We start from the raw sequence: 22,586 nt of genomic DNA on the forward strand, positions 1-22,586 counted from the left end.
TCGCAACGTGAACGGATCAGCTGAACGTGATCGGTGCGGGCAGCTCGCAACGTGAACGGATCAGCTGAACGTGATCGGTGCGGGCAGCTCGCAACGTGAACGGATCAGCTGAACGTGATCGGTGCGGGCAGCTCGCAACGTGGACGGATCGGCTGAACGTGATCGGTGCGGGCAGCTCGAAAAGTGGACGTCCTGGCCCCTTATTGCCGCGCCCTCGCCTCCGGGTGCTTAGATCCACTGTCGACGGTCGATCGTGCTCGACCCGCTCGTACCTCGCGGGACTCCGCGCGTTCTCCCTTTCGACAGCGGCGCGCCCTTCGGCTCGGTCGCTACAAAAACGGGTAAGGCCGCACATCCAGAACGTCCCCGGGTTCGCTGTCAGGGTGACCCTGGACTACCTGTCTGGGGTGCCCCAGAGGCCCGCACCAATTCTCCCGGTTGCTCCGTGTAGGCATCGAGCCAAAGGGCCCGCCGGTGTCTAGAGGGAGAACGCGCGCAGGCCCCCGAGGTACGAGGGGGGCGAGCACGATCGACCGGCAGACACCGGGTCTAAGGGCCCGGCGGCGAGAGGCCGGCAAAAAAAGGCAGCCCCGTAGGGCAGGTGTTATGAAGGGAAGGTGACCAGGCGGCGCAGGCGTCGGAGCGAGCGCGCCGAGCGCGACGGCCCGGCCGTGCGCCATTACGGCGGCGTGCGTTCCCTGCTGAACGTGCGCAGCCTGGCCGGCAGGGTGTTCCTGCTGGAGATCGCCATCGTGGTGCTGCTGGTCGGCATCGGGTCGACCGCGCTCGCGTTGCAGGCGCAGTCTGCCAACACCACCGACGCGCGGCGGGTCACCCGCGCCGTGGCCGAGTCGTTCGCGAACTCGCCGGGGCTGGTCGCGGCCCTGGACAGCCCCGATCCTTCGAAGGTGCTGCAGCCGGAGGCCGAGCGGATCCGCGGCGCGACCGGCGTCGACGCGGTGAACGTCTTCAACTCCTCCAGCGTCCAGCTGACCTCGCCCGAGCCGTCGCAGATCGGCACGGTGTACCACCAGCCGGACTACGTGCGGGTGCACGTGATCCCCCAGTTGCTGGAGGGCAACAGCGTCACGTTCACGCTGCGCGGCTCCGGGCCGCAGGCGATCGCCACCGCGGTGCCGGTGTTCGCGCCGGACGGGACCGCGAAGGGCGTGGTCTCGGTGAACATCACGGTCCAGCGCGTGCAGAGCATCGGCGGCAACCTGCCGCTGCTGTTCGGCGGCGCGGCGGGCGCGGTCGTGGTGGCGGCGGCCGGCACCTGGCTGGTGGCGCGGCGGCTGCTGCGCCAGACCCGCGGTCTGGGCCCGGCCGACATCACGCGGATGTACGAACACCACGACGCGGTGCTGCACGCCGTCCGCGAGGGCGTCCTGGTGATCGGCACCGACGACCGGGTGGTGCTCGCCAACGACGAGGCCAAGCGGGTCCTCGGCCTGCCCCAGGACGTCGAGCGCAGGCCGGTGGCGGAGCTGGGCCTGGACCCCGGGACGGTGGAGCTGCTGACGTCGGAGGAGGAGGTCACCGACGCCGTGCACCGGGCCGGCGACCGCATGCTGGTGGTGAACAAGCGGCCGACCGCGCCGTACGGCGGCTTCCCCGGCAGCGTGGTGACCCTGCGCGACTCCACCGAGCTGTACGCGCTCACCGGCCGCGTCGAGGTCGCCCGGCAGCGGCTGCAACTGCTGTACGAGGCGGGCGTGGGCGTCGGCACCACGCTGGACATGACGGCGACCGCGCAGGAACTCGCGCAGGTCGCCGTGCCGCGTTTCGCCGACATCGTCTCCGTCGACCTGCTGGAGGCGGTCACCCGCGGCGAGGAGCCGGACGTCACCGAGCGGCGGCTGCGGCGCACCGCGCTGGCCGGGGAGCCCGAGGGCTCGCCGATGCACCCCGTCGGCTCGTCCCTCACGCTCGACCCGGCGAGCCCGCAGGCGCGGAGCCTGGACGACGGCCGCCCGCTGCTCACCGAGGACCTGCAGGGCACCCAGGAGTGGCGGGCGCTGGACCCGGCGGGCGCGGCGCGGATCGTGGAGATGGGCGTGCACTCGATGCTCGCGGTGCCGCTGCGGGCGCGCGGCGTGGTGCTGGGCCTGGCCGGGTTCTGGCGCGGCGAGGGCTCGCCGCCGTTCGACCGGGACGACGTGACGTTCGCCGAGGAGCTGGCCGCCCGCGCCGCGGTGAGCATCGACAACGCCCGCCGGTACACCCGCGAGCACAGCATGGCGATGAGCCTGCAGCGCAGCCTGCTGCCGAGCACCCTGCCGGAGCACACGGGCCTGGACGTCGCGTTCCGCTACCTGCCGGCGCACGCCGGGGTCGGCGGGGACTGGTTCGACGTGATCGCCCTGCCGGGGTTCAGGACCGCCCTGGTCGTCGGGGACGTGGTGGGCCACGGCATCCCGGCCGCCGTCGCGATGGGCCGGCTGCGCACGGCCGTGCACAACTTCTCCGCCCTGGACCTGCCTCCCGAGGAGGTGCTGGGCCGGCTGGACGAGCTGGTGACCCGGCTGGACAGCGAGGCCAGCGGCACCGAGATCACCGGCTCCACCTGCCTGTACGCGGTGTACGACCCGGTGGGCGGCAAGTGCGCGATCGCGCTGGCCGGGCACCCCGGCCCGGCTCTGGTGCTGCCGGACGGGAACGTGGAGTTCCCCGAGGTGGCGGTGTCGCTGCCGCTGGGCGTCGGCGGCCACCCGGTGCGGACCACCGACCTGGTGCTGCCGGAGGGCTCCCGGCTGGTGCTGTTCACCAACGGGCTGGTGGAGAACCGCGAGCAGGACCTGGGGACGGGCCTGGAGCGGCTGCGGTCGGTGCTCGCCGAGGACGCCCGGCGCAGTCCGGACGAGATCTGCCAGGCGGTGACGGACAACCTGCTGGCGTCCCGGCCCGCGGACGACGTGGCGCTGCTGGTGGCCAGGACCCGGCTGCTGGAGCCGGGCCAGGTCGCGGAGTGGGACGTCGAGCCGGTGGCCTCGGCCGTCGCGCCGATCCGCGCGGCCTGCGGCCGCAAGCTGGAGGAGTGGGGCCTGGCGGACATCGGGTTCACCACCGAGCTGATCCTCAGCGAGCTGATCACCAACGCCATCCGGCACGGCAGCCCGCCGATCCGGGTCCGGCTGCTGCACGCCAGCACGCTGGTGTGCGAGGTGTCCGACGGCAGCAGCACCTCGCCCCACCTGCGCTGGGCGGCCACCACCGACGAGGGCGGGCGCGGCATCTTCCTGGTCTCGCAGCTCGCCAACCGGTGGGGGACCCGCTACACCCACGACGGCAAGGTCATCTGGTCCGAGCAGTTGCTGCACTCCCCGCCGGGCGGACTCGGCCCGGACCTGGCCGACACCCTGATGGAGTCCGAGGACCTGTGAGGAGGGTGCCGGGCCGCACCCGGCACCCTCCCTGCCCGGCTGGGGCTCAGCGGCCGGGTGTCACCAGGCGAACGCCTCGGGCGCGGGGCCGGGACCGGGGAAGATCTCGTCCAGACCGGCCAGCAGTTCCTCGGGCAGCTTCAGCTCCACCGCCCGCAGCGCCGACTCCAGGTGCCCGGCGGTGCGCGGGCCGACGATCGGGCCGGTCACGCCGGGACGGGTCAGCAGCCAGGCCAGGGCCACCTCGCCGGGCTCCATGCCGTGCTTCGCGACCAGGTCCTCGTACGCCTGCACCTGCGCCCGGACCGCCGGGTCGGCCAGGCCCGCCGCGGACCGGCCCGCGGAGGTCCGCGAGCCGCCGCCCTCCCGCTCCTTGCGCAGTGCGCCGCCGAGCAGCCCCTGGTGCAGCGGCGACCACGGGATCACGCCGAGGCCGTACGCCTGGGCGGCCGGGATGACGTCCATCTCGGCCCGGCGCTCCACCAGGTTGTACAGGCACTGCTCGCTGACCAGGCCGAGGCTGCCGCGCCGGGCCGCGGCCTCGTTGGCCTGGGCGATGTGCCAGCCGGCGAAGTTGCTGGAGGCGGCGTAGAGGATCTTGCCCTGCCGGACCAGGACGTCGATCGCCTGCCAGATCTCCTCCCACGGCGTGGCCCGGTCGATGTGGTGGAACTGGTAGATGTCGATGTGGTCGGTCTGCAGCCGGCGCAGGCTCGCCTCGACCTCGCGCCGGATGTTCAGGGCGCTCAGCTTCTCGTGGTTGGGCCAGGACTGCTCGTACCAGGCGCGGCCGTCGTTGGTGACGTTCCCGTAGAGCTTGGTGGCCAGCACCACCTTGTCGCGCCTGCCGCCGCCCTGCGCGAACCAGCGGCCGATGACCTCCTCGGTGAGGCCCTTGTGCTCGTCGCGGCCGTAGATGTTTGCGGTGTCGAAGAAGTTGATGCCGGCGGCCAGGGCCGCGTCCATGATCGTGTGGCTGCCGGGTTCGTCGGTCTCCGCACCGAAGTTCATCGTGCCCAGCACGATGCGGCCGACCGAGAGCCCGGTGCGTCCGAGCTGCGTGTACTCCATGCCGGTCAGCCAACACCTTGGAGCGCACTTCATGGCAAGCAGTCCCGCGCCACGGCGCGGGCTCGCGGGCGGGGCGGAGTTCAGCCGAGGTCGCGGCGCATGTGGTCGGTGATGCGGACCAGTTCGAGGAGCGCCACCCGCTGGCCCGGGTCGAGGTCGCCCGCGACGTCGCCGCCGTTGATGTGGGCGCGCACCATCAGCTCGTAGCCGTCCATCGCCGTCATCCCGGGGACCGCGTGCACCAGCGCCGACACCGGGATCGCCGCCGCGTCGTCGTCGTCGGACATCGCCCGCCGCAGGACGCGGGACAGGCCGACGGTCCCCTCCGCGGCCACCTCGCTGAGCACCAGCGCCCGGCGGTGCCGGATGTCCTCCTGCCGCGCGTCGCGTTCCCCCTGTGCGTTGCGCCGTGCGCCGGACGTCGTCATCGAGGCACCTCGCTCGGATCGACTCGGCTGCTCATGCCGGTGGTGCACCCTTTGCGGGCGTTCCACCGCCGAGCGTACGCCCGGGTCATCCGGCCGCAAACGCCCCACCGACCGCGCGCGGTCGAGCACCCTCCGTGGTCCAAGATGGGCGGTTTGCCCCACGAAGGTCGGGTTATCCGTCCGGTATGAGTCATACGCGCACGAGGCGGATATCCCGTCCGGCCCTGGCATCGCCGGCCGGCGGCGACGGAGGTGAGCAGCCGTGGCGCAGGTGAACGGGCACACGAACGGGCACGTCAACGGCCACACCAAGGCCGGGGAGCGCTCGGTCGGCACCCTGGTGAAACAGGGCTCGGAGCAGCTGTCGACGCTGGTCCGGCAGGAGCTGAAGCTCGCGCAGGCCGAGCTGACCCACAAGGGCAAGCGGGCGGGGATCGGCGGCGGCCTGTTCGGCGCGGCCGGACTGCTCGCCTTCTTCGGCCTCGCCGCGCTGATCACCGCGGCGATCGCCGCGATCGCCATCCCCCTCTCGGTGTGGGCCGCGGCCCTCATCGTGGGCGGCGGGCTACTGCTGTGCGGCGGGCTGCTCGCCCTCGCCGGCCGGTTCGAGGTCAAGCGCGCCGTACCGCCGGTGCCCGGTGAGGCGGTCGACAGCATGAAGGACGACCTGGCGACGATCAAGGAAAGGGCGAAGCGATGAGCCAAGCCGAGCACCACACCGATCCCGCCATGGCCGAGCTGGAACGCCAGATCGCCGAGACCCGCGAGCAACTCGGCCAGACCGTCGAGGAACTGGCCGCCAAGATGGACGTGCCCGGCCGGGCCAAGGCCAAGGCGTCCGAGACGGCGACCTGGTTCCGGCAGAGCGCCCAGCGCGCCGAGGACCGGACGAGGGCGGCGGCCGCACAGGCCGCGGACCGCGTCAAGCACGGCGCCGGCCACGGCGGCCGGCACGGCCGACACGCCGCCGGACGCGGCGGCAAGGGCACCGCGGAGGAGGCCCCGGCGGCGGGCGGCGGCACCGCCGCCGCCACGGCGGCGGGGGCCGGCCACACGGCGGACGGCTCCGGCGCCCACCGGGTCGCCGACACCCAGGACACCGGCACGACCCTGACGCTCACCCGGCAGCAGGACAAGGAACGCCTGGCCTACGGCGCCGCCGCCGTCGGCCTGACCGCGGCGACGGCGGGCGCGGCCGTCTGGGCCTCCCGCCATCCGTAACCGGGGTACGGGCGAGGGGAGTCGGACCGCTCAACGCCGCAACCGGCCGGCGGGCGTCGTCCTCTGTCGCCGGGACGCCGCCCGCCCCTACCCTGGGCCGCCATGAGCGACGACCCGCGCATCCTCACCGTCCGGCCCCAACCCGGCGAGTACGCCTGGACGTTCGGCGGTGCGCCGCCGATCGCCCGCATCACGCCCGGCACCGTGCTCGACCTGTACACCGAGGACTGCTTCGCCGGGCGGGTGCGCTCGGCCGGCGACCTGGTCTCGGAGGTCTGCGAGTTCCCCTTCCTGAACCCGCAGACCGGGCCCTTCCACATCGAGGGCGCCGAGCCCGGCGACACCGTCGCGGTGCACTTCGTGTCCGTCGAACCCGCCCGCGACTGGGCGGCGTCCACCACCGTCCCGCTCTTCGGCGCGCTCACCTCCACCCACACCACGGCCACCCTGCAGCCGCCGCTGCCCGAGGTGGTGTGGATGTGGGAACTGGACCGCGAACGCAGGACCTGCGCGTTCACCACCCGCGAGGACGGCCTGCGCCTCGAACTGCCGATGGACCCCATGCACGGCACGGTCGGCGTCGCGCCCGCCAACCTGGAAGTGCGGTCCGCGCTGGTGCCCGACGCCCACGGCGGCAACATGGACACCCCGGAGATGCGTGCCGGCACCACCTGCTACCTGGGCGTCAACGTCGAGGGCGCGCTGCTCAGCCTCGGCGACGGGCACGCCCGGCAGGGCGAGGGCGAGACCTGCGGGGTCGCCGTGGAGTGCGCGATGAACACAGTGGTGATCGTGGAACTCCTCAAGGGCGTCGCCACCCCCTGGCCGCGCCTGGAGTCCGACACCCACATCATCACCACCGGCTCCGCACGCCCCCTGGAGGACGCCTTCCGGATCGCCCAACTCGACATGGTCCGCTGGCTGGAACGCGACTACGGGCTCGCCGAACTCGACGCCTACCAGTTCCTCACCCAGGCCGGCGAGTCCCCCCTCGCCAACGTCTGCGACACCAACTACACGGCCGTCTCCAAGATCCGCAAAGCCTGGCTCCCCCCAGGCACCCCCCACCGCGACCTCCACCACCACCTCCGCACCAGGGCGGGGGAACTGCCTCACCCGTTTTTGTAGCGACCGAGCCGAAGGGCCCGCCGGTGTCCAGAGGGAGAACGCGCACAGTGAGCGACGAAGGAGCGAGCGAGCACGATCGACCGGCGGACACCGGGTCTAAGCGCCCGGAGGCGAGGGCGCGGCAATAAGGGCCAGGACGTCCACTTTTCGGACTACGGCAACCGATCACGTTCAGCCGATCCGTTCACGCTGCGAGCTGCCCGCACCGATCACGTTCAGCCGATCCGTTCACCCTGCGCCCTACCTCCACCCACACCCTTCACGCTCCGCAAAGCCCACCCCTCATCAAGGGGGATACCGTCAGGCGGGTGACAACATTCAGTGAGAGCCATGCCGAACTGCCGGGTGCGAGTGGGCCGTATGCGACGACCGAGGCGGATCCGAGGGAGGTGGGGCGGGTGCGTACGGAGTACGCGCCCGCCCATGACGGGGATCCTGACCCCGGCGAGGTCGTGTGGACGTGGGTGCCGTTCGAGGAGAACGACGGCCGGGGCAAGGACCGCCCGGTCCTCGTGGTGGCCCGCGAGGCCCGGGGGACCCTGCTCGCCGTGCAGTTGTCGAGCAAGCGGCACGACGACGACCGCGAGTGGGTCGCGCTCGGCGCCGGCCCGTGGGACCGCGAGGGCCGCGACTCCTGGGTGTCCCTCGACCGCGTGATCCGGCTGCACGAGCAGGGCATGCGCCGTGAGGCGTGCGCGCTCGACCGCGGCCGGTTCAACCTGGTCATCAACCGCCTCAAGGAGCTGTACGGCTGGTCGTGAGCGTCAGGCGTCGGCGGACGCGGAGTCCTTGGCCTCGGCGTCCTTGGCCTCGGCGTCCTTGGCCGCCGGCTCGTCCTCGTCCGCCTTCGCGGGCTTCTCCACCTCCGGCGTCTCGGCGGCCTCGGCCTCGGCTCCGTCCACCTCGTCGGGCTCGTCGGCCGTCTCGGGCTTCTCGTCGTCGAAGCGGGCGTCGAGCACCGCGTCGAGTTCCGCGGCCCACTCCTTGAGCGCGCTGCGGGACGGCGCCTCGACGTCGCACTGGAACCAGCGGCGCGTGGACGTGTACACGGTCACGCCGAACCGCTTGCCGAAGCGCGGCGTGTCGATCTCCACCGCGCCGATCTCGTCCCAGCCGAACTCGGCGGTTTCCCCGTCCAGGGTGAAGGTGACACCCCGGCGGTCGGCGATGATCGCGGCGCGGCGGTCGGAGACCTCGAACACCGGCTTGCCGTCGTCGACGTCCGCGTCCTCGTCGTCCTCGTCGTCCTCGGCGCTCTCCGCGTCGGCTGCCTCCTCGGTGTCCGTCGTCTCCTCGGTGTCCGTGGCGTCGTCGGCGTCGGCGGCCTCGTCGGGCTGCGCGGCCTCGGGTTCCTCGGGCTTGGCGGGCGCGGGCTTCTGCCCGGCGGACCCTCTCAGGGCGGCGGGGATCGCGTCCCCGTCTGCCTCCGGGCCGCTCCCGGTCTCCCCGAGCGCGGCGGACTGCGGCGGGACGAGGCCGGGGAAGAAGGCCGGGTCGGTCCCGGCGGCTGGCGTCGTCGGCTTCACGTTCTGACCTATGGGCTGCTCCACGGCCAGAAGTATGGCCGACGAAACTGTGCCGGCAACCGTCGCGCCCCCGGCTGCCCGTGTCCGATACCGAGTTGTGCCGTTCCGGCGGACACGAGGGAGGCCGACCTTCCGTGCGGCAGATACCCGGGCGGGGTATCGTCGTGGGCGCGCGCGGGCCGCTGCCGGGCCCGGGCCGTGCGAGGGCAGGAGGCCGGGTATGACGGGTGGCACCGCGGCCCGCACCCGCGCGCCCGCCCTCTGGACGCTGCTCCTGGGCCTGCTCCTGATGCACGGCTCACCGGCGGCGGCCGCGGCCGGCTGCCACGACACGGCGTACAGCCCGGACCCCGCGGCGGCCGCCGGCACGGGCACCCTGGCGACGGCCATGGCCGGGCACACGGCCAGGCCCGCCGCCGTGCCGCCGGCGCCCGATGCGACGCCGATGGCCGGGTCCGCGATACCGGCCGCAGGAACGCCGGTCACCCTCACCGGCCCGCGGCACACCGCCGCGCGGACCGCCCCGGCCCAGGAGGCCGAACTCCGCGCCGCGGGCACCGTGCACTCCGGCGGGACCTGCACCGCGACGCCCGTGCGCGAACGCGTCGCGCCGGCCGCGGCGCACACCGTGGTGACCGTGTCCGCGCACGCACCCGCCGCCGTGCCCGGGGCGGCGGCCGGGCCCGAGCGGCGCGGGCCGCCCGGCAGCGGGCGGGAGTTGCTGCTCAAGGTGTCGGTCGCGCGCAGGTGAGGGCGCCGACCCGCGGCCGACCGGCCGCGGGCCCGCGTCCCGTTCACCCCGCGCGCCCTGAGCGGCGCGCTCTTAGGGAAAGACCACTCGCATGCACCGTTCGTCCCCCCGCGCCGCGCTGCGCGCCCTCGCCGGCGCGGCCGCCCTCACCGCCGTCCTCGCCGCCTGCGGCTCCTCCGGCGGCACCCCGCACTCCTCGATGCCCGGCATGGACCACGGCTCCGGCACGGCCCACGCCACCACGGCCCCGTCCGTCTCCACGTCGCCCGACCACTCCGGCACCGCCTCGATGCCGGGAATGTCGGGGATGCCCGGCATGGCGGACGGCAGTCCCGGCGACGGCCTCAGCGATGTCCAGGACGGCTACCGCCTGGTCGCGACGACGGCCTCGCTGCCCACGGGCGCGCCCGCCCGCTACCGGTTCTCGGTGACCGGCGCCGACGGGATGCCCGTCACGGACTTCGCCGTCGAGCAGACCGAGCGGCTGCACTTCTACGCCGTCCGCTCCGACCTGACCGGGTTCCAGCACGTCCACCCGGTGATGGCCGCGAACGGCCGCTGGACGGCGGACCTGGCCGCGCTCGCCCCGGGGCACTGGCGGCTGTACGCGACGTTCACGCCCGCGTCCGGGCCGGGCGCGGGCCACGACGTGGTGCTGTCGCGCCCGGTGACCGTGCCGGGGCGCGGCACGAGCGTCGCGCTGCCCGCCGCGGCCCCGGCGGTCGAGGCCGACGGGTACACGGTGACCGTCAACGGCGATCCTGCGGGCGGCGCGGCGCACCCGCTGACCGTGCGGTTCACCCGGAACGGCGCGCCGGTCAAGGACCTGGAGCCGTACCTGGGCACGTACGCGCACCTGACGGCGTTCCACGCGGGTGACATGGCGTTCGCGCACCTGCACCCGGCCACGCCGGTGAAGGCCGGTCGCGGCGGCCCGCAGCTGTCCTTCCACGCGGAACTGCAGAAGCCGGGCGACTGGCGGCTGTTCCTGCAGTTCCGCACCGGCGGGGTGCTGCACACCGCCGCGCTGACGCTGCACGTCGCCTGACGCTGGCCCGCAACGGCCGTGCCCCGCACGGAAAGGCGCGGCCGCGGGCTCACCGCCCGCCGGCCGCGCCGCTCACCTAGGGGTGGCGGGGCCGGCGCCGAGCAACCGGCGCAGCAGCGACTCGTCGTCGGGAGTGAGGTCGTCCACGAACCGCAGGAGCACCGTGGCGTGGTCCGGTTCGCCCTCCAGCGTCTGCCGCATCCGGCGGGCGGCCAGGCCCGGCGGGTCGGCGATCGGCGCGTAGGCGTAGGCGCGGCCACGCGGGGCGCGGACGAGTACGCCCTTGCCGTAGAGCCGTGAGAGGGTCGTCACCACGGTGCTGTAGGCGAGGTCCTCCGGGAGGCGGGTCATCACCTCGGCGGGCGTGAGCGGCTCCCCCGCGGACTGCAGGACGTCCAGGACCTCGGCGGCCAGGACGCCGTTGGCCTTGCGGCGGGGCGGCGTGCCGTCCGCGGCGCGTGATGCGTCCGTTGTCACGACTTGGCCTCCCCTCTGCCCGTCGCCTAGAGTCGCGTAGACCATCTACGCGACTGTAGACACAGCAGCACGAGTGTGCCACACGGCCCGCTCGCCGCACCGCCCGCCGGAATCCCGGGACGGGCGCGAACCTCCCGGGACGGACTCCCCCTTGAGCGCGATCAGTATCGGACAGGCCGCGGTGCTCGGTGTGGTCGAGGGCGTGACCGAGTTCCTGCCGGTCTCCTCCACCGGGCACCTCAAGATCACCGAGGGCCTGATGAACATCCCGGTCGACGACAAGGCGGTCGTCGGCTTCACCGCCGTCATCCAGGTGGGGGCGATCGGGGCGGTCCTCGCGTACTTCTTCAAGGACATCGCGCGGATCGTCACCGCGTTCGCCCGCGGCCTGGGCAACAAGGAGGAGCGGTACCACCACGACTACAAGTTCGCCTGGTGGGTCATCTATGCGACGCTCCCGATCGTCGTCGTCGGGCTCGCCGCCAAGCCGCTGATCGACGGGCCGCTGGCCTCCCTGTGGGTGGTCGCCGCGTCCCTGATCGTGGGCAGCGGGTTCATGTGGGCCGCGGACCAGATGGGCCGCCACAAGCGCGGCGAGGACGACACCGACCTCAAGGACGCGATGGTCGTCGGCTCCTCGCAGATCCTCGCGCTGCTGTTCCCCGGCTTCTCCCGCTCGGGCGCGACCATCTCCACCGCGCTCATCCGCGACCTGGACCGGCTGGCCGCCACCCGGCTGTCCTTCTTCCTCGGCATCCCCGCGCTCACCGGCGCCGGCCTGTACGAGCTCAAGGACGCGCTGGGCACCGGCGCGGGCGCCGGGCCGCTGATCGTCGGCACCGTCATCTCGTTCATCGTGGCGTACGCCTCGATCGCCTGGCTGCTGAAGTTCGTGGCCAACCACTCCCTCAACGCCTTCGTCGGCTACCGCATCCTCATCGGCGTCGTCCTCATGGGCCTGCTCGGCACGGGCGTCCTCTCGGCCTGAGCGGGCACCCGCCGCCCCCCGGGCGCGGCGTCACCGGGCCGCGCCGGCCCGGGACCTAGCCTGGGGGGATGGAGATCATGAGCGACGCGGAGTGGCGGGCGTTCGTCCTCGACGGCACCCGCACGGGAAAGCTCGCGGTGACGCGGAAGGACGGGCGTCCCCATGTGACGCCCATCTGGTTCGTGCTGGACGAGACGGATCCGGACGACGTCCGGGTGGTCTGGAACACCGGCCGCGACTCGCTCAAGGGCCGGGCCCTGCGGCGCGACCCGCACTTCGCCCTGTGCGTCGACGACCAGCAGCCGCCGTACTCCTTCGTCCTCCTGGAGTGCACCGCCGAGCTCATCGAGGACGTCGGCCTGGCGAAGCCGTGGGCCGTGGCGATCGCCACCCGCTACATGGGCCCCGAACTCGGCGAGGAGTACGGCGCGCGCAACGCCGTCCCCGGCGAGTACCTGGTCCGCGCCCGTATCGACCGCGTCACCGCCCAACGCGCCATCTCCTCCTGACCCCACCACCGACCGGCGCCCCCGCGCTGCGGCCGCTCAGCCGTAGGAGAGCTTGGAGCAGGGGTTGGAGGCGGCGGTGCGGGCCTGCTGGGTGAGGCTCTTGGGGAGGGCCTTGGGGGTGGCGGTGGCGGACTTCGCGTAGTCCTGGCCGACGACCAGGTTGATGCCGGTGACATTCAGCGGCACCAACTGGGCGCCGGGGAACAGCTTCGCCAGGTTCTGGGCGTCCGCCTGGTGGGCCGAGCCGTACTCGATGCGGGTGGTGGCGTGGTCCTGGGAGCGGGCCGTGCTGGTGCCGTTCACGGTGAAGTGGTCGGCCTTGATCTTGTCGGCCGCCTTGGCGCCGAGGCCGTCGGTGGTGGTGCCGTTGAAGACGTTCACGGCGACACCGGTGCCGTCGACGACCGGAGCGGGCGTGGGCTTCGGCTCGACCTTGCCGGAGGCGTTGATCCCGTCCAGGGTGCGGTCGGCGCGCAGCTCGGCGAACAGGTCGTCGACGTCGGGGTGGACGAGGTCGATGCGCGAGCCGGCGTACTTCCAGGGCGCGGTGACGAACTGGATGTTCTTCAGGTCGACGTTCTTCAGCGACATGCCGAACGAGATCAGCTTCGCGGCGCTGCCGAGCCCCGGGTCGACGGTGAGCGACTTGGTGGCCGCGTCGGCCAGCGGCAGCAGCGTCGTCGGGTTCATGCCTTGGCCCTTGATCTTGGCGATCAGGGCGGACAGGAACGCCTGCTGGCGCATCATCCGGCCCACGTCGGAGTTGTCGCCGACGCCGTGCCGGACCCGGACGTAGTCCAGGGCCTTCTGCCCGGCCAGCTTCTGCATCCCGGCCGGGAGGACGAGCTTGCCCTTGTAGCCGAGGTTGGGGTTCATGTCCCCCTGGTACAGGTTGTTCGGCACGCAGACCTCGACGCCGTCGACGGCGGAGGTCATGGCCGCGAAGCCGGCGAAGTCGACGACCATCGTGTGGTCGACCCGCAGGCCGGTCAGCTTCTCGATGGTGTTCTGGGTGCAGGCCGGGTTGCCCTTGGCCGTGTTGCCCATGGAGAAGGCCGAGTTGAACATCGCGCTGGGCTGGTCCGCGGACCACTTGCCGTCCGGCAGCAGGCACGGCGGTATGTCCACCAGCGAGTCGCGGGGTATGGATATGCCCACCGCGTGCTTGTGGTCGGGGTAGACGTGCAACAGGATCGTGGTGTCCGAGCGGCCGATCGCGCCGGAGGCCGAACCGCCGAGCTTGCCGTTCTCGCCGGAGCGCGTGTCGGAGCCGATCAGCAGGACGTTCACCGGCTTGTTGCCGTTGGCGTCCGCCTTCGCCGCCTGGGGCCGGTTCTTGCTGAGCCCGGACGAGTCGAACGTGGAGATGTTGGCGTTCAGCTTGAGGTAAACCGCACCCGCCCCGCCGACCACCAGCACCACAAGGCCCACGGCAATACCGATGATCCAGCGCTTGCGGCTCCGCTTGCGCTTCAGCCCACGAACGCCCATTCCCACACCTTCGGTCCGGCGGCTCACGCAGCCACGGCGAAGCCCCAACGTCTATCACTGGAAAGCCGGGCGAATGTATGACTCCGGTCACACACGACCCGGTGGCGGGCTCCCGGCCCGGCCAGCCACCGTACCCGCTGGAATTCGGCCGTCCACCGAATGTGAGATGCGTGACGCCGCCGGCGTTCTTTCCGGTATCTACGGAATGGCCGTCACTGTCCTTGTATCCACCGGCTTTTCCCGCCGGCCGCTCGCCCCGCCCGCGGTCAACTCTCCGCGGGTTCCTGGCTCAGCGCCTCGTCGAGGGTGCGGAACGGGCGGAAAACGCCGTCCAGACCGGTCATCGCGAGCAGCCGGCGGGTCGCCGGGTGGTCGCAGGCCATCCTGACCCGGCCGCCCCGGTCGAGCACCCGGCGCCGGGCGCGCAGCAGCAGCGACAGGCCGAAGCAGTCGATGAACTCCACCCCGCACAGGTCGAGCACCACCAGCAGCGGCGCCGGCCGCTGCGCGGCGGCCGCCAGATGCACGCCGACGTCCTCGGCCGCGCCCAGGTCGATCTCGCCGGTCAGTTCCACGACCGTGATCGCCTGCACCCGGTAGGTCCTGGCGTACGGCGTGGGATGCGGAATGCTCTCGGCCAGGCGCCGGGCGTACTCCGGCCGCTGCTCCCCGTCGTGGTGCACCCCACGCCCCCCTCGTACCGTCGGCCCCTGACGTGACCTGCAGTAACCGTAGGGGAAGCAGAGCGTCACCGGGGAGGGCGCCCGGGGCATCAGGGCGCCATATTCACCCCGCGGAGTGAAGATCGCTCTCGGGGGCGCGCGGTGCGAAGGGGAATGGCGTCCGGCCGTGCTGGATCGAGATCCACTTCAGGGTGGTGAAGGCTTCGAGGGTCGCGTCGCCGTTCAGCCGGCCGAGGCCCGACGCCTTCTCGCCGCCGAACGGCACGCCCGGCTCGTCGGCGATCGTGCCGTCGTTGACGTGGATCATGCCGGTCTCGACGCGGTGCGCGAACCGCACGCCGCGCTCGATGTCCGCGGTGTGCACCGCGCCGCTCAGGCCGAACGGCGTGTCGTTCGCCATCCGCACCGCCTCGTCGTCGCCGTCGAACGGCACCAGCAGCACGACGGGGCCGAACAGTTCGCGCCGCAGGATCGGCGCCTCGGGCGGCAGCCCGGCCAGCACCGTGGGCGGCACCAGGGTCCCCTCGGCCTCGCCGTGCAGCAGCGCGGTGGCACCGCCCGCGAGGGCCTCGGCGACCGCCTGCGTGACGTGCTCGGCCTGCGTGGCGTTGATCAGCGGCCCGATGTCGGTGGCGGGGTCGGCCGGGTCGCCGACCCGCAGCGCCGCGACCCGGGCGACGAACTTCTCGGTGAACTCCCGCTCCACCCGCCGGTCCACCAGGATCCGGTTGGCCGCCATGCACACCTGGCCCTGGTGCGCGAAGCGGCTGAACACCGCGGCGTCCACCGCGTAGTCCAGGTCGGCGTCGTCCAGCACCACCAGGGCGCTGTTGCCGCCGAGTTCGAGCACGCAGCGCTTGAGGTGCGCGCCGGCCACGGTGGCCACCCGGCGGCCGACCCGGTCGGAGCCGGTGAACGAGATCACCCGCGGCACCGGGTGCTCCAGGAAGGCGTCCTCGATCTCGGCGATGTCGGTGAGCACCACGTTGAACAGGCCCGGCGGCAGGCCGGCGTCCTCGAAGATCCTGGCGATCAGGGTGCCGCCGACGACCGGGGTGCACTGGTGCGGCTTGAGCACCACGCCGTTGCCCAGCGCCAGCGCGGGGGCGATCGACTTCAGGCCGAGGAACAGCGGGAAGTTGAACGGGCTGATGACGCCGACGACACCGGCCGGCAGCCGGTACAGCCGGTTCTCCTTGCCGTCGACCGGGGAGGGCAGCAGCCGGCCCTCGGGGCGCAGGGCGAGCGCCATGGACTCCCGCAGCATGTCCTTGGCCAGCGAGAGCTCGAAGCCGGCCTTGAGGCGGGTGCCGCCCAGCTCGGCCACGATCGCCCCGGTGATCTCCTCCTCGCGCTCCTCCACGATCCGCAGCGCCCGCTCCAGGACCGCCCTGCGCGCGTAGGGGCCGACCCGCGCCCACGCCCGCTGCGCCGTCTGGGCCGCGCGGTACGCCTCGTCCACCTCGGCGACGGTGGCCACCGTGATGGAGGCGAGCTTGTCGCCGCTGTAGGGGTCGAAGTCGACGATGTCCCAGGATCCGGAGCCGGGCCGCCACTGTCCGGCTATGTACTGCTGGGCCAGTTCGGAGAAGAAGGTCACACCGTCCCTTTCGTCGGGTCCTGCCGGGTCACAGCCGGTGTCGCGTCACGTCCGGTGCGGGGTCACCGCGGGTACCGGGTCAGAGCTCACGCTGGAAGGCGTGCAACCAGTCAAGGGAGTCGGCGGTGTTGAGGGCCATCCGGTCCAGGGCGTCCATCGCCCGCGTGTACTCCACGACCTCGTCGTGCTTGTCGATGTAGAGCGCGCCGGTCAGCTGCTCCAGGTAGACGAGGTCGGGCAGGTCCGACTCGGGGAAGCTCAGCAGGGTGAAGGCGCCGCCGCCCGCGGGGTGCCCGCCGGTGGCGAACGGCAGGATGCGGACGTCCACGTTGGGCGCCTCGGCGGTCTCCAGGATGTGGCGGACCTGGTCGCGCATCAGGTCCGGGCCGCCGAACGGGCGGCGCAGCGCGCCCTCGTCCATCACCGCGACGAAGTGCGGCGCGCGCTCGGAGACCAGCAGCTTCTGCCGCTCCAGGCGCAGGCCCACGCGGCGCTCCACCCAGGGCTCGGCCCCCTCGGGGTGGCCGAGCCGGATCACCGACCTTATGTACTCCTCGGTCTGCAGCAGGCCGTGCACGAACTGCACCTCGAAGGTGCGGATGAGGGCGGCGGACTCCTCCAGCCCGACGTACGTCTGGAACCAGGTCGGCATGACCTCGCCGTAACCGTGCCACCAGCCGGCCGCGTTGGCCTCGCGGACCAGGCCGAGCAGGGCGAGCCGCTCGGGCTCCTCGGTCACCCCGTAGAGCGTGAGCAGATCGGCGACGTCACGCTCCTTGAAGGAGACGCGGCCCAGCTCCATGCGGCTGATCTTCGACTCGGAGGCCCGGATCGAGTAGCCCGCGTCCTCCCGGGAGATGCCCCGGGACTCACGCAGCCGCCGCAGCTGCGCGCCGAGCAGCATTCGCCGCACGATGGAGCCGCCTCCCGGCTGCCCTGCGCTCATAGGTCACGCTCCGCCCTTGGTTCATCAGCAGTCTGCCACTAATGGACTGCGCGCAGTACCCATTCGGTCACTCTCCATCGTCACGTGCATCAATTCCTTGCAGATGCACGTGCAGACGCTCTTGCAACCCGGGGTACTGATCCATGAGCATGGTGGCTGTGCAGATACCTCGGGGGCTCGCATGAGGGCAGAGGCAACAGCTGTGCTGGAACCGTTATGGCAGGGAGTGCTCGCACCGGAGGAGCTCGCCGAGGCCAACGGGGCCACCTGCGAGCTGCCCGCCGCGCTGGAGTCGGTGCGCCAGGCGCGCCACTTCACCCGCGCGACCCTGCAGCGCTGGGATCTGGGCATCCTGCGCGACTCGATCGAACTGGTCGCCTCCGAGCTGGTGACCAACGCGCTGCGCTACGCCGTGCCGGTCGGCACACCGGGCGCGCCGGTGCGGTTGAGCCTGGTCCGCTGGACGTCCCGCGTGGTGTGCGCGGTGCGCGACCCCAGCGTGACGGCGCCGATCGCCAAGGACCCCGACTACGTCGCCGAGACCGGCCGCGGCCTGCACCTGGTGGACTCGTTCAGCGAGAACTGGGGCTGGCACCCGCTCAGCGGCACGGGAAAGGTGGTCTGGGCGCTGTTCCTGGCCCCCGGACCCCACTGAGGCGGAACGCCGGAACGGACGCCCCGGAACTCCGGGCGGAACTCCGGGCGAAAGCGCACGTCCGGTGATCAGCCGCCGGCGAGGTGGTCGAACTCACCGGCCTTCACACCGATGATCATCGACTCGATCTCCGCCTGCGTGTAAATCAGCGCGGGCCCGTCCGGAAAGCGCGAATTGCGCACGGCCACCTCGCCGCCCGGCAGTGCGGCGAACTCCATGCACGTGCCATTGGCATTGCTGTGACGGCTCTTCTGCCAGACGACCCCCGTAAGGTCTTCCGCCGACATTCCATTCTGCGTCCGGCGCATCAGTCACTCCCCATAAGTGCCTTGGCTGGTACGGGAGATGATAACTCGAAGAAAGAGCACGTGCATGTGCACGTGCATGTGCACGTGCAGTCACTCCGCGTGATCTGCGGGCCCGCGTTCAGCGGCCGGTCACCGGCGGGAAAACCCGTCAGTCACCCCCGTGCGGTCGGATACGATATTGACGGTCCGTAGACGAATTACTCACTCCGTGCAACGAATTGGGAGCAGCCTGCAATGGCTCGTCACCTCATCACATCAGCCCTGCCCTATATCAACGGGATCAAGCACCTGGGCAACATGGTGGGGTCCATGCTCCCGGCGGACGTGTACGCGAGGTACCTGCGGCAGCGCGGGAACGACGTCCTCTACATCTGCGCCACCGACGAGCACGGCACCCCCGCGGAACTGGCCGCAAAGGAGGCCGGGCTGCCCGTCGACGTCTTCTGCGCGCAGGCGCACGACGCCCAGAAGGCGATCTACGACGGCTTCGAGCTGTCCTTCGACCACTTCGGCCGCAGCTCCTCCGCGGAGAACCGGGACATCACCCAGCACTTCGCCCGCCGCCTCTTCGCCAACGGCTTCATCGAGGAGCGCGCCGTCCGCCAGGTGTACTCGCTGGCCGACGAGCGCTTCCTGCCCGACCGCTACATCGTCGGCACCTGCCCGCACTGCGGGTACGACAAGGCGCGCGGGGACCAGTGCGAGAACTGCACCCGGGTGCTGGACCCGACCGACCTGATCGACCCGCGGTCGGCGATCAGCGGGAGCAGCGCGCTGGAAGTCCGGGAGACCAAGCACCTGTTCCTCCTGCAGTCGAAGCTGGCCGGCGAGGTCGAGGCGTGGATCGACGCCAACAGCGCCGACTGGCCGACCCTCGCCTCGTCGATCGCCCGCAAGTGGCTCACCGAGGGGCTCCAGGACCGGGCCATCACCCGCGACCTCGATTGGGGCGTCCCTGTCCCGGCCGACACCTGGCCCGAACTGGCCGCCGAGGGCAAGGTCTTCTATGTCTGGTTCGACGCTCCGATCGAGTACATCGGTTCCACCAAGGAATGGGCCGACGCCGCGCAGGACACGGCGCCGGAGGACCGCGACTGGAAGTCGTGGTGGTACGAGGCGGACGGCGGTGACCACCCGGTCCGCTACACCCAGTTCATGGCCAAGGACAACGTCCCCTTCCACACCGTGATGTTCCCGGCGACGCAGCTGGGCACCCGCGAGCCGTGGAAGAAGGTCGACTACGTCAAGGCCTTCAACTGGCTGAACTACTACGGCGGGAAGTTCTCCACCTCGCAGCGCCGCGGCATCTTCACCGACGCCGCGCTCGACCTGCTGCCGGCCGACTACTGGCGCTACTTCCTGATGGCGAACGCGCCGGAGTCCGACGACACGTCCTTCACCTGGGAGCTGTTCGCCTCCTCGGTGAACAAGGACCTGGCCGACACCCTCGGCAACTTCGTCAACCGGGTGCTGTCCTTCTCCCGCAAGCGGTTCGGCGACGAGGTGCCGGCGGGCGCGCCGGCCGGCGCCGCGGAGGCGAAGCTCGGCGAGCAGGTGGCCGGGCTCCTGGCGGAGTACGAGTCGCACCTGGACACCCTCCAGTTCCGCAAGGCCGCGCAGGCGCTGCGCGCCCTGTGGAGCGCGGGCAACTCCTACCTGGAGGAGAAGGCCCCCTGGATGGCGATCAAGACCGACCCGGACGGCGCCGCGCTGACGCTGCGCACCGCGATGAACCTCATCCACCTGTACGCGATCGTCTCCGAGCCGTTCATCCCGGCGTCGGCGAAGGCCATGCGCGGCGCGTTCGCGCTTCCGGCCGACGACGCCGCGTGGGTGACCGCGGACGAGGCCCGCACGCTGGCGTCGGTGCCGGCCGGGACGCCGTTCACCCTCCCGCCGGTGCTCTTCGCCAAGATCACCGACGAGGACCTGGCCGCGTACGTCGAGCGCTTCGGCGGCGACCCGGACCAGGCCGCCTGAGCCGGCGCCGCCGCCGCGGTACGACCGTGTGAGAGGGCCGCCCCCTGAAACGGGGGGCGGCCCTCTCGCGCGCTTGCCGGGGAGGCGGTGTCCCTCAGCGCGCCAGGGAGGCGGCGTCGCCCATCACCACGACGGGGTGGAGCGACGGGTCCAGGGTGCGCAGCAGCGTCCGCATGGCCGCGGCGGGCAGGCTCACGCAGCCCTGCGTCGCGCCGCCGTGGTCCACGTGGAGCCAGATGCCGCCGCCGCGGGACTGCCCCAGCGGACGGGTCCAGTCGCGCGGCGACATCCCCGGCTTGCGGTTGTAGTTGATGGCGATCACGTAGTCGAAGGCGCCCCTGAGCGGCTCGCCCTCGACGCCGGTGCCGCGGACGGTGAAGCCGATCGGGGCGTGGTCGTAGGTGAGGCGGGTGCCCGGGTCGGCGAGCCGGCCGCCGGCGTCGGTCAGGGTGTAGACGCCGACGGGGCTGCGCAGGTCGCCGGTGCGGTGCTCGTCCGTCCAGCCCCGGGCGGCGTTGTGCGCCGGCCAGACCGGGCTCGCGGCGACCCAGCCGGCCGCCGGGTCGCGCCGGTAGAGCGTGACCTTCCCGGTCGTCGCGTCGCGGCCGGTCCCGGTGACCAGGACCACCTGACGGGCGTCCGCCGGGACACCGGCCAGGGTCCGGGCGCCGACGCCCGGCAGCGCCGCGGGCCGGGGGACCGGGGCGTCCCGGCCGGCGCGGCCCGCCGGGGGCTGGGCGGTGGACAGCGGTGCCACGTCGTCGACCCGCGACGGCCGGGCGCCGTCGACGGACCCGGTGCAGGCGGTGAGCAGCAGGGCGGCGGCCGCCAGGGCCGCGGCCGCCGCCGCGCGTCGGGGGGCGACGGGCGGGCCGGCGCGGCCCGGTTCGGTGCGTACAGGGGCAGGACGGGGTGCGGTGGGCACGGGGAGCATGCCTTTCACGTGAAGTCTGCGGTCGTCAGGACGTCGCGGACGCGCGCCAGTTGGGCGGGTCCGGGGTGGGAGAGGCAGGCCGTCGCGACGACCACCACGGCGGATCCCGACCGGTCGGTGAGCTGGGTTCCCAACTGGACGGTCCCGCCCACCGAGCGGCAGGCGGTGACCACGGTCTCGTTCCCGACCTCGATGTGGCGGAAGCGGGCCTTGTCGGCCATGCCCTGGTTGAGCTGGAAGGCCAGCTGGATCAGGACCCCGTCGCCCTCCAGGACGCGCTGCAGCGGCGTGCAGAAGTCGTCCAGCGCGTTGGCGCAGCCGCCTTGGGGCAGGGCCAGCGCCTGGGACGCCACCCACGCGGTCGCCGAGCCGCCGGGTGCGAGGACCGGCCAGCCGCGCGGCAGCCGCAGGTCCAGGCCGCCGAGGTCGGCGAAGTGCCGTGTCTGGACCGACGCGTCGGCGGTCGGCGCCGGGCCGCCGGTCGTGGTGGGCCCGCCGCCGGAGGCCGGCGGCACGATCGCCGTGGGGCCGCCCGGCGCCGTGGAGGGCACGGGGCCCCGCCCGGCGACGCCCGGGACCAGCAGCGCGGCCAGGGCGACGGCCAGCGCCGCGGCGCCGGACAGCCCGGCCGCGCGCCTGCGGCGGCGCCGCCGCAGGCGGGCCCGTAGGGACTCCAGGCGCTGGGCGGGTGCGGGAAGTTGGGGCACCGCGCGCTCCAGCAGGGCGCGCAGTTCCTGCTCCTGCTCCCGCTCGTCGTGTGCGGAAGCGGGCTCGGCTACGGGCTGGGAAGGGGCCCCGGATGCGGAACCGGCTGCGGGTTCGGGTGAGTTCACGGCCGCTCACCGCGCTCCGCGCCGACCGCGTCCACCGCGCCGGGCAGCCGCCCGCGCAGGGTGCGCAGTGCCTTGGCCGCCTGGCTCTTGACGGTGCCCTCCGAGCAGCCGAGGACCGCCGCGGTCTCCGTGACGCTCAGGTCCTCGAAGTACCGCAGCACCACGACGGAGCGCTGGCGCACCGGCAGGGCGCGGATCGCCGCGGCCAGGGCCTGCTCCAGGTCGACCTCGGCGAACGGGTCGGCAGGGCCCGCCCGTTCGGGCAGGTCCCCGTGCGGGACCTCGCCGCGCCAGCGGCGGCGCCACCACGAGGCATGAGTGTGCACCAGCGCCTTGCGGACGTACGCCTCCGGGTTCTCGTCCGCGAGGCGGTGCCAGCGCGGCCAGAGCCTGGCCAGCACGGTCTGCAGCAGGTCCTCCGCGAGGTGGGCGTCGCCCGTGAGCAGCCAGGCGACCCGCAGCAGCCGTGGGCCGCGGGCCGCCACGAACTCCTCGAACCCGGGTTCGCTCACCGTGTGTCCTCTCCACACAAGGTGAACACGCTGGACCCCCGCCCGGGTTGCCTCCGGTTCCGGGAAGTGCGCCGACGGTCCGGCCCGTCAGGGCGCTTCGGCGCACTCCCGGAT

At 72.6% G+C, this 22,586-nt stretch carries 23 protein-coding genes; 11 read left to right on the forward strand and 12 right to left on the reverse strand.

What is annotated here, in order from left to right; genetic code table 11:
* The first annotated feature begins 689 nt into the window (after positions 1-689).
* Positions 690-3,383: a SpoIIE family protein phosphatase gene (locus tag ACH4TG_RS04145; protein WP_398240581.1), complete on the forward strand. Its 2,694-nt coding sequence runs from the start codon at positions 690-692 to the stop codon at positions 3,381-3,383.
* A 60-nt stretch (positions 3,384-3,443) separates the two neighbouring features.
* Here ACH4TG_RS04145 and ACH4TG_RS04150 read toward each other — a convergent pair whose 3' ends face one another.
* Both ACH4TG_RS04150 and ACH4TG_RS04155 read right to left on the reverse strand, forming a co-directional pair.
* Positions 3,444-4,454, reverse strand: a complete 1,011-nt coding sequence (locus ACH4TG_RS04150) for an aldo/keto reductase (protein ID WP_398240583.1) — start codon at positions 4,452-4,454, stop codon at positions 3,444-3,446.
* Between the two features lie 80 nt (positions 4,455-4,534).
* Complete coding sequence (locus tag ACH4TG_RS04155) at positions 4,535-4,882, reverse strand: hypothetical protein (RefSeq protein ID WP_398240585.1); 348 nt, start codon at positions 4,880-4,882, stop codon at positions 4,535-4,537.
* Between the two features lie 262 nt (positions 4,883-5,144).
* Here ACH4TG_RS04155 and ACH4TG_RS04160 point away from each other — a divergent pair, with 262 nt between their 5' ends.
* From ACH4TG_RS04160 to ACH4TG_RS04175, 4 genes are all read left to right on the forward strand, one after another.
* On the forward strand, positions 5,145-5,582 hold the full coding sequence (locus tag ACH4TG_RS04160) for a phage holin family protein (protein ID WP_398240586.1): 438 nt from the start codon (positions 5,145-5,147) through the stop codon (positions 5,580-5,582).
* Complete coding sequence (locus tag ACH4TG_RS04165) at positions 5,579-6,103, forward strand: DUF3618 domain-containing protein (RefSeq protein ID WP_398240587.1); 525 nt, start codon at positions 5,579-5,581, stop codon at positions 6,101-6,103. The genes ACH4TG_RS04160 and ACH4TG_RS04165 overlap by 4 nt, the downstream gene beginning before the upstream one ends.
* A 102-nt stretch (positions 6,104-6,205) precedes the next feature.
* On the forward strand, positions 6,206-7,231 hold the full coding sequence (locus ACH4TG_RS04170; protein WP_398240589.1) for an acetamidase/formamidase family protein: 1,026 nt from the start codon (positions 6,206-6,208) through the stop codon (positions 7,229-7,231).
* A gap of 338 nt (positions 7,232-7,569) precedes the next feature.
* Positions 7,570-7,992 (forward strand): type II toxin-antitoxin system PemK/MazF family toxin, encoded by a 423-nt coding sequence (locus ACH4TG_RS04175; protein ID WP_398241174.1) that lies wholly within the window; start codon positions 7,570-7,572, stop codon positions 7,990-7,992.
* 3 nt (positions 7,993-7,995) lie between these two features.
* On the opposite strand, the gene ACH4TG_RS04180 is transcribed toward ACH4TG_RS04175, so the two are convergent.
* Positions 7,996-8,781, reverse strand: a complete 786-nt coding sequence (locus tag ACH4TG_RS04180) for a hypothetical protein (RefSeq protein ID WP_398240591.1) — start codon at positions 8,779-8,781, stop codon at positions 7,996-7,998.
* Positions 8,782-8,977: 196 nt separating this feature from the next.
* On the opposite strand from ACH4TG_RS04180, the gene ACH4TG_RS04185 reads away from it, so the two are divergent.
* Both ACH4TG_RS04185 and ACH4TG_RS04190 read left to right on the forward strand, forming a co-directional pair.
* The gene (locus tag ACH4TG_RS04185) at positions 8,978-9,508 is read left to right on the forward strand and encodes a hypothetical protein (protein ID WP_398240593.1); all 531 of its coding nucleotides are present in this window, start codon (positions 8,978-8,980) and stop codon (positions 9,506-9,508) included.
* 91 nt (positions 9,509-9,599) lie between these two features.
* Entirely contained in the window at positions 9,600-10,556 is a 957-nt protein-coding gene (locus ACH4TG_RS04190; RefSeq protein ID WP_398240594.1) for a hypothetical protein, read from the forward strand.
* Between the two features lie 72 nt (positions 10,557-10,628).
* On the opposite strand, the gene ACH4TG_RS04195 is transcribed toward ACH4TG_RS04190, so the two are convergent.
* Positions 10,629-11,033 (reverse strand): BlaI/MecI/CopY family transcriptional regulator, encoded by a 405-nt coding sequence (locus tag ACH4TG_RS04195; protein WP_398240596.1) that lies wholly within the window; start codon positions 11,031-11,033, stop codon positions 10,629-10,631.
* Between the two features lie 151 nt (positions 11,034-11,184).
* Between ACH4TG_RS04195 and ACH4TG_RS04200 the strand changes: the two genes are divergently transcribed.
* On the forward strand, positions 11,185-12,021 hold the full coding sequence (locus ACH4TG_RS04200) for an undecaprenyl-diphosphate phosphatase (protein ID WP_398240598.1): 837 nt from the start codon (positions 11,185-11,187) through the stop codon (positions 12,019-12,021).
* Positions 12,022-12,089: 68 nt separating this feature from the next.
* Complete coding sequence (locus ACH4TG_RS04205; protein WP_398240600.1) at positions 12,090-12,530, forward strand: PPOX class F420-dependent oxidoreductase; 441 nt, start codon at positions 12,090-12,092, stop codon at positions 12,528-12,530.
* A 36-nt stretch (positions 12,531-12,566) separates the two neighbouring features.
* On the opposite strand, the gene ACH4TG_RS04210 is transcribed toward ACH4TG_RS04205, so the two are convergent.
* The 4 genes from ACH4TG_RS04210 to ACH4TG_RS04225 form a co-directional block, all read right to left on the reverse strand.
* The gene (locus tag ACH4TG_RS04210; RefSeq protein ID WP_398240602.1) at positions 12,567-14,021 is read right to left on the reverse strand and encodes an LCP family protein; all 1,455 of its coding nucleotides are present in this window, start codon (positions 14,019-14,021) and stop codon (positions 12,567-12,569) included.
* A 266-nt stretch (positions 14,022-14,287) separates the two neighbouring features.
* Complete coding sequence (locus tag ACH4TG_RS04215) at positions 14,288-14,704, reverse strand: anti-sigma factor antagonist (protein ID WP_398240604.1); 417 nt, start codon at positions 14,702-14,704, stop codon at positions 14,288-14,290.
* A 103-nt stretch (positions 14,705-14,807) separates the two neighbouring features.
* Positions 14,808-16,304, reverse strand: a complete 1,497-nt coding sequence (locus ACH4TG_RS04220; protein ID WP_398240606.1) for an aldehyde dehydrogenase family protein — start codon at positions 16,302-16,304, stop codon at positions 14,808-14,810.
* Between the two features lie 79 nt (positions 16,305-16,383).
* Entirely contained in the window at positions 16,384-17,250 is an 867-nt protein-coding gene (locus ACH4TG_RS04225) for a helix-turn-helix domain-containing protein (protein ID WP_398240608.1), read from the reverse strand.
* A gap of 202 nt (positions 17,251-17,452) precedes the next feature.
* Between ACH4TG_RS04225 and ACH4TG_RS04230 the strand changes: the two genes are divergently transcribed.
* Positions 17,453-17,905: an ATP-binding protein gene (locus ACH4TG_RS04230; protein ID WP_398240609.1), complete on the forward strand. Its 453-nt coding sequence runs from the start codon at positions 17,453-17,455 to the stop codon at positions 17,903-17,905.
* Between the two features lie 68 nt (positions 17,906-17,973).
* Here ACH4TG_RS04230 and ACH4TG_RS04235 read toward each other — a convergent pair whose 3' ends face one another.
* On the reverse strand, positions 17,974-18,213 hold the full coding sequence (locus ACH4TG_RS04235) for a DUF397 domain-containing protein (RefSeq protein WP_398240610.1): 240 nt from the start codon (positions 18,211-18,213) through the stop codon (positions 17,974-17,976).
* Positions 18,214-18,447: 234 nt separating this feature from the next.
* Here ACH4TG_RS04235 and metG point away from each other — a divergent pair, with 234 nt between their 5' ends.
* A complete protein-coding gene (gene metG / locus ACH4TG_RS04240) occupies positions 18,448-20,193 on the forward strand; it encodes a methionine--tRNA ligase (protein ID WP_398240611.1) in 1,746 nt (581 codons plus the stop codon).
* A 94-nt stretch (positions 20,194-20,287) separates the two neighbouring features.
* On the opposite strand, the gene ACH4TG_RS04245 is transcribed toward metG, so the two are convergent.
* From ACH4TG_RS04245 to ACH4TG_RS04255, 3 genes are read right to left on the reverse strand one after another with little or no spacing between them, the layout of a single operon-like run.
* The gene (locus ACH4TG_RS04245; RefSeq protein ID WP_398240612.1) at positions 20,288-21,118 is read right to left on the reverse strand and encodes a L,D-transpeptidase family protein; all 831 of its coding nucleotides are present in this window, start codon (positions 21,116-21,118) and stop codon (positions 20,288-20,290) included.
* Between the two features lie 14 nt (positions 21,119-21,132).
* Positions 21,133-21,960 (reverse strand): hypothetical protein, encoded by an 828-nt coding sequence (locus tag ACH4TG_RS04250; RefSeq protein WP_398240613.1) that lies wholly within the window; start codon positions 21,958-21,960, stop codon positions 21,133-21,135.
* On the reverse strand, positions 21,957-22,490 hold the full coding sequence (locus tag ACH4TG_RS04255) for a SigE family RNA polymerase sigma factor (RefSeq protein WP_398240614.1): 534 nt from the start codon (positions 22,488-22,490) through the stop codon (positions 21,957-21,959). The genes ACH4TG_RS04250 and ACH4TG_RS04255 overlap by 4 nt, the downstream gene beginning before the upstream one ends.
* Positions 22,491-22,586: the final 96 nt, after the last annotated feature.

The organism is Streptomyces sp. NPDC020917 (genome assembly GCF_044333795.1).
In the GTDB taxonomy this organism is placed as follows: Bacteria; Actinomycetota; Actinomycetes; order Streptomycetales; family Streptomycetaceae; genus Actinacidiphila.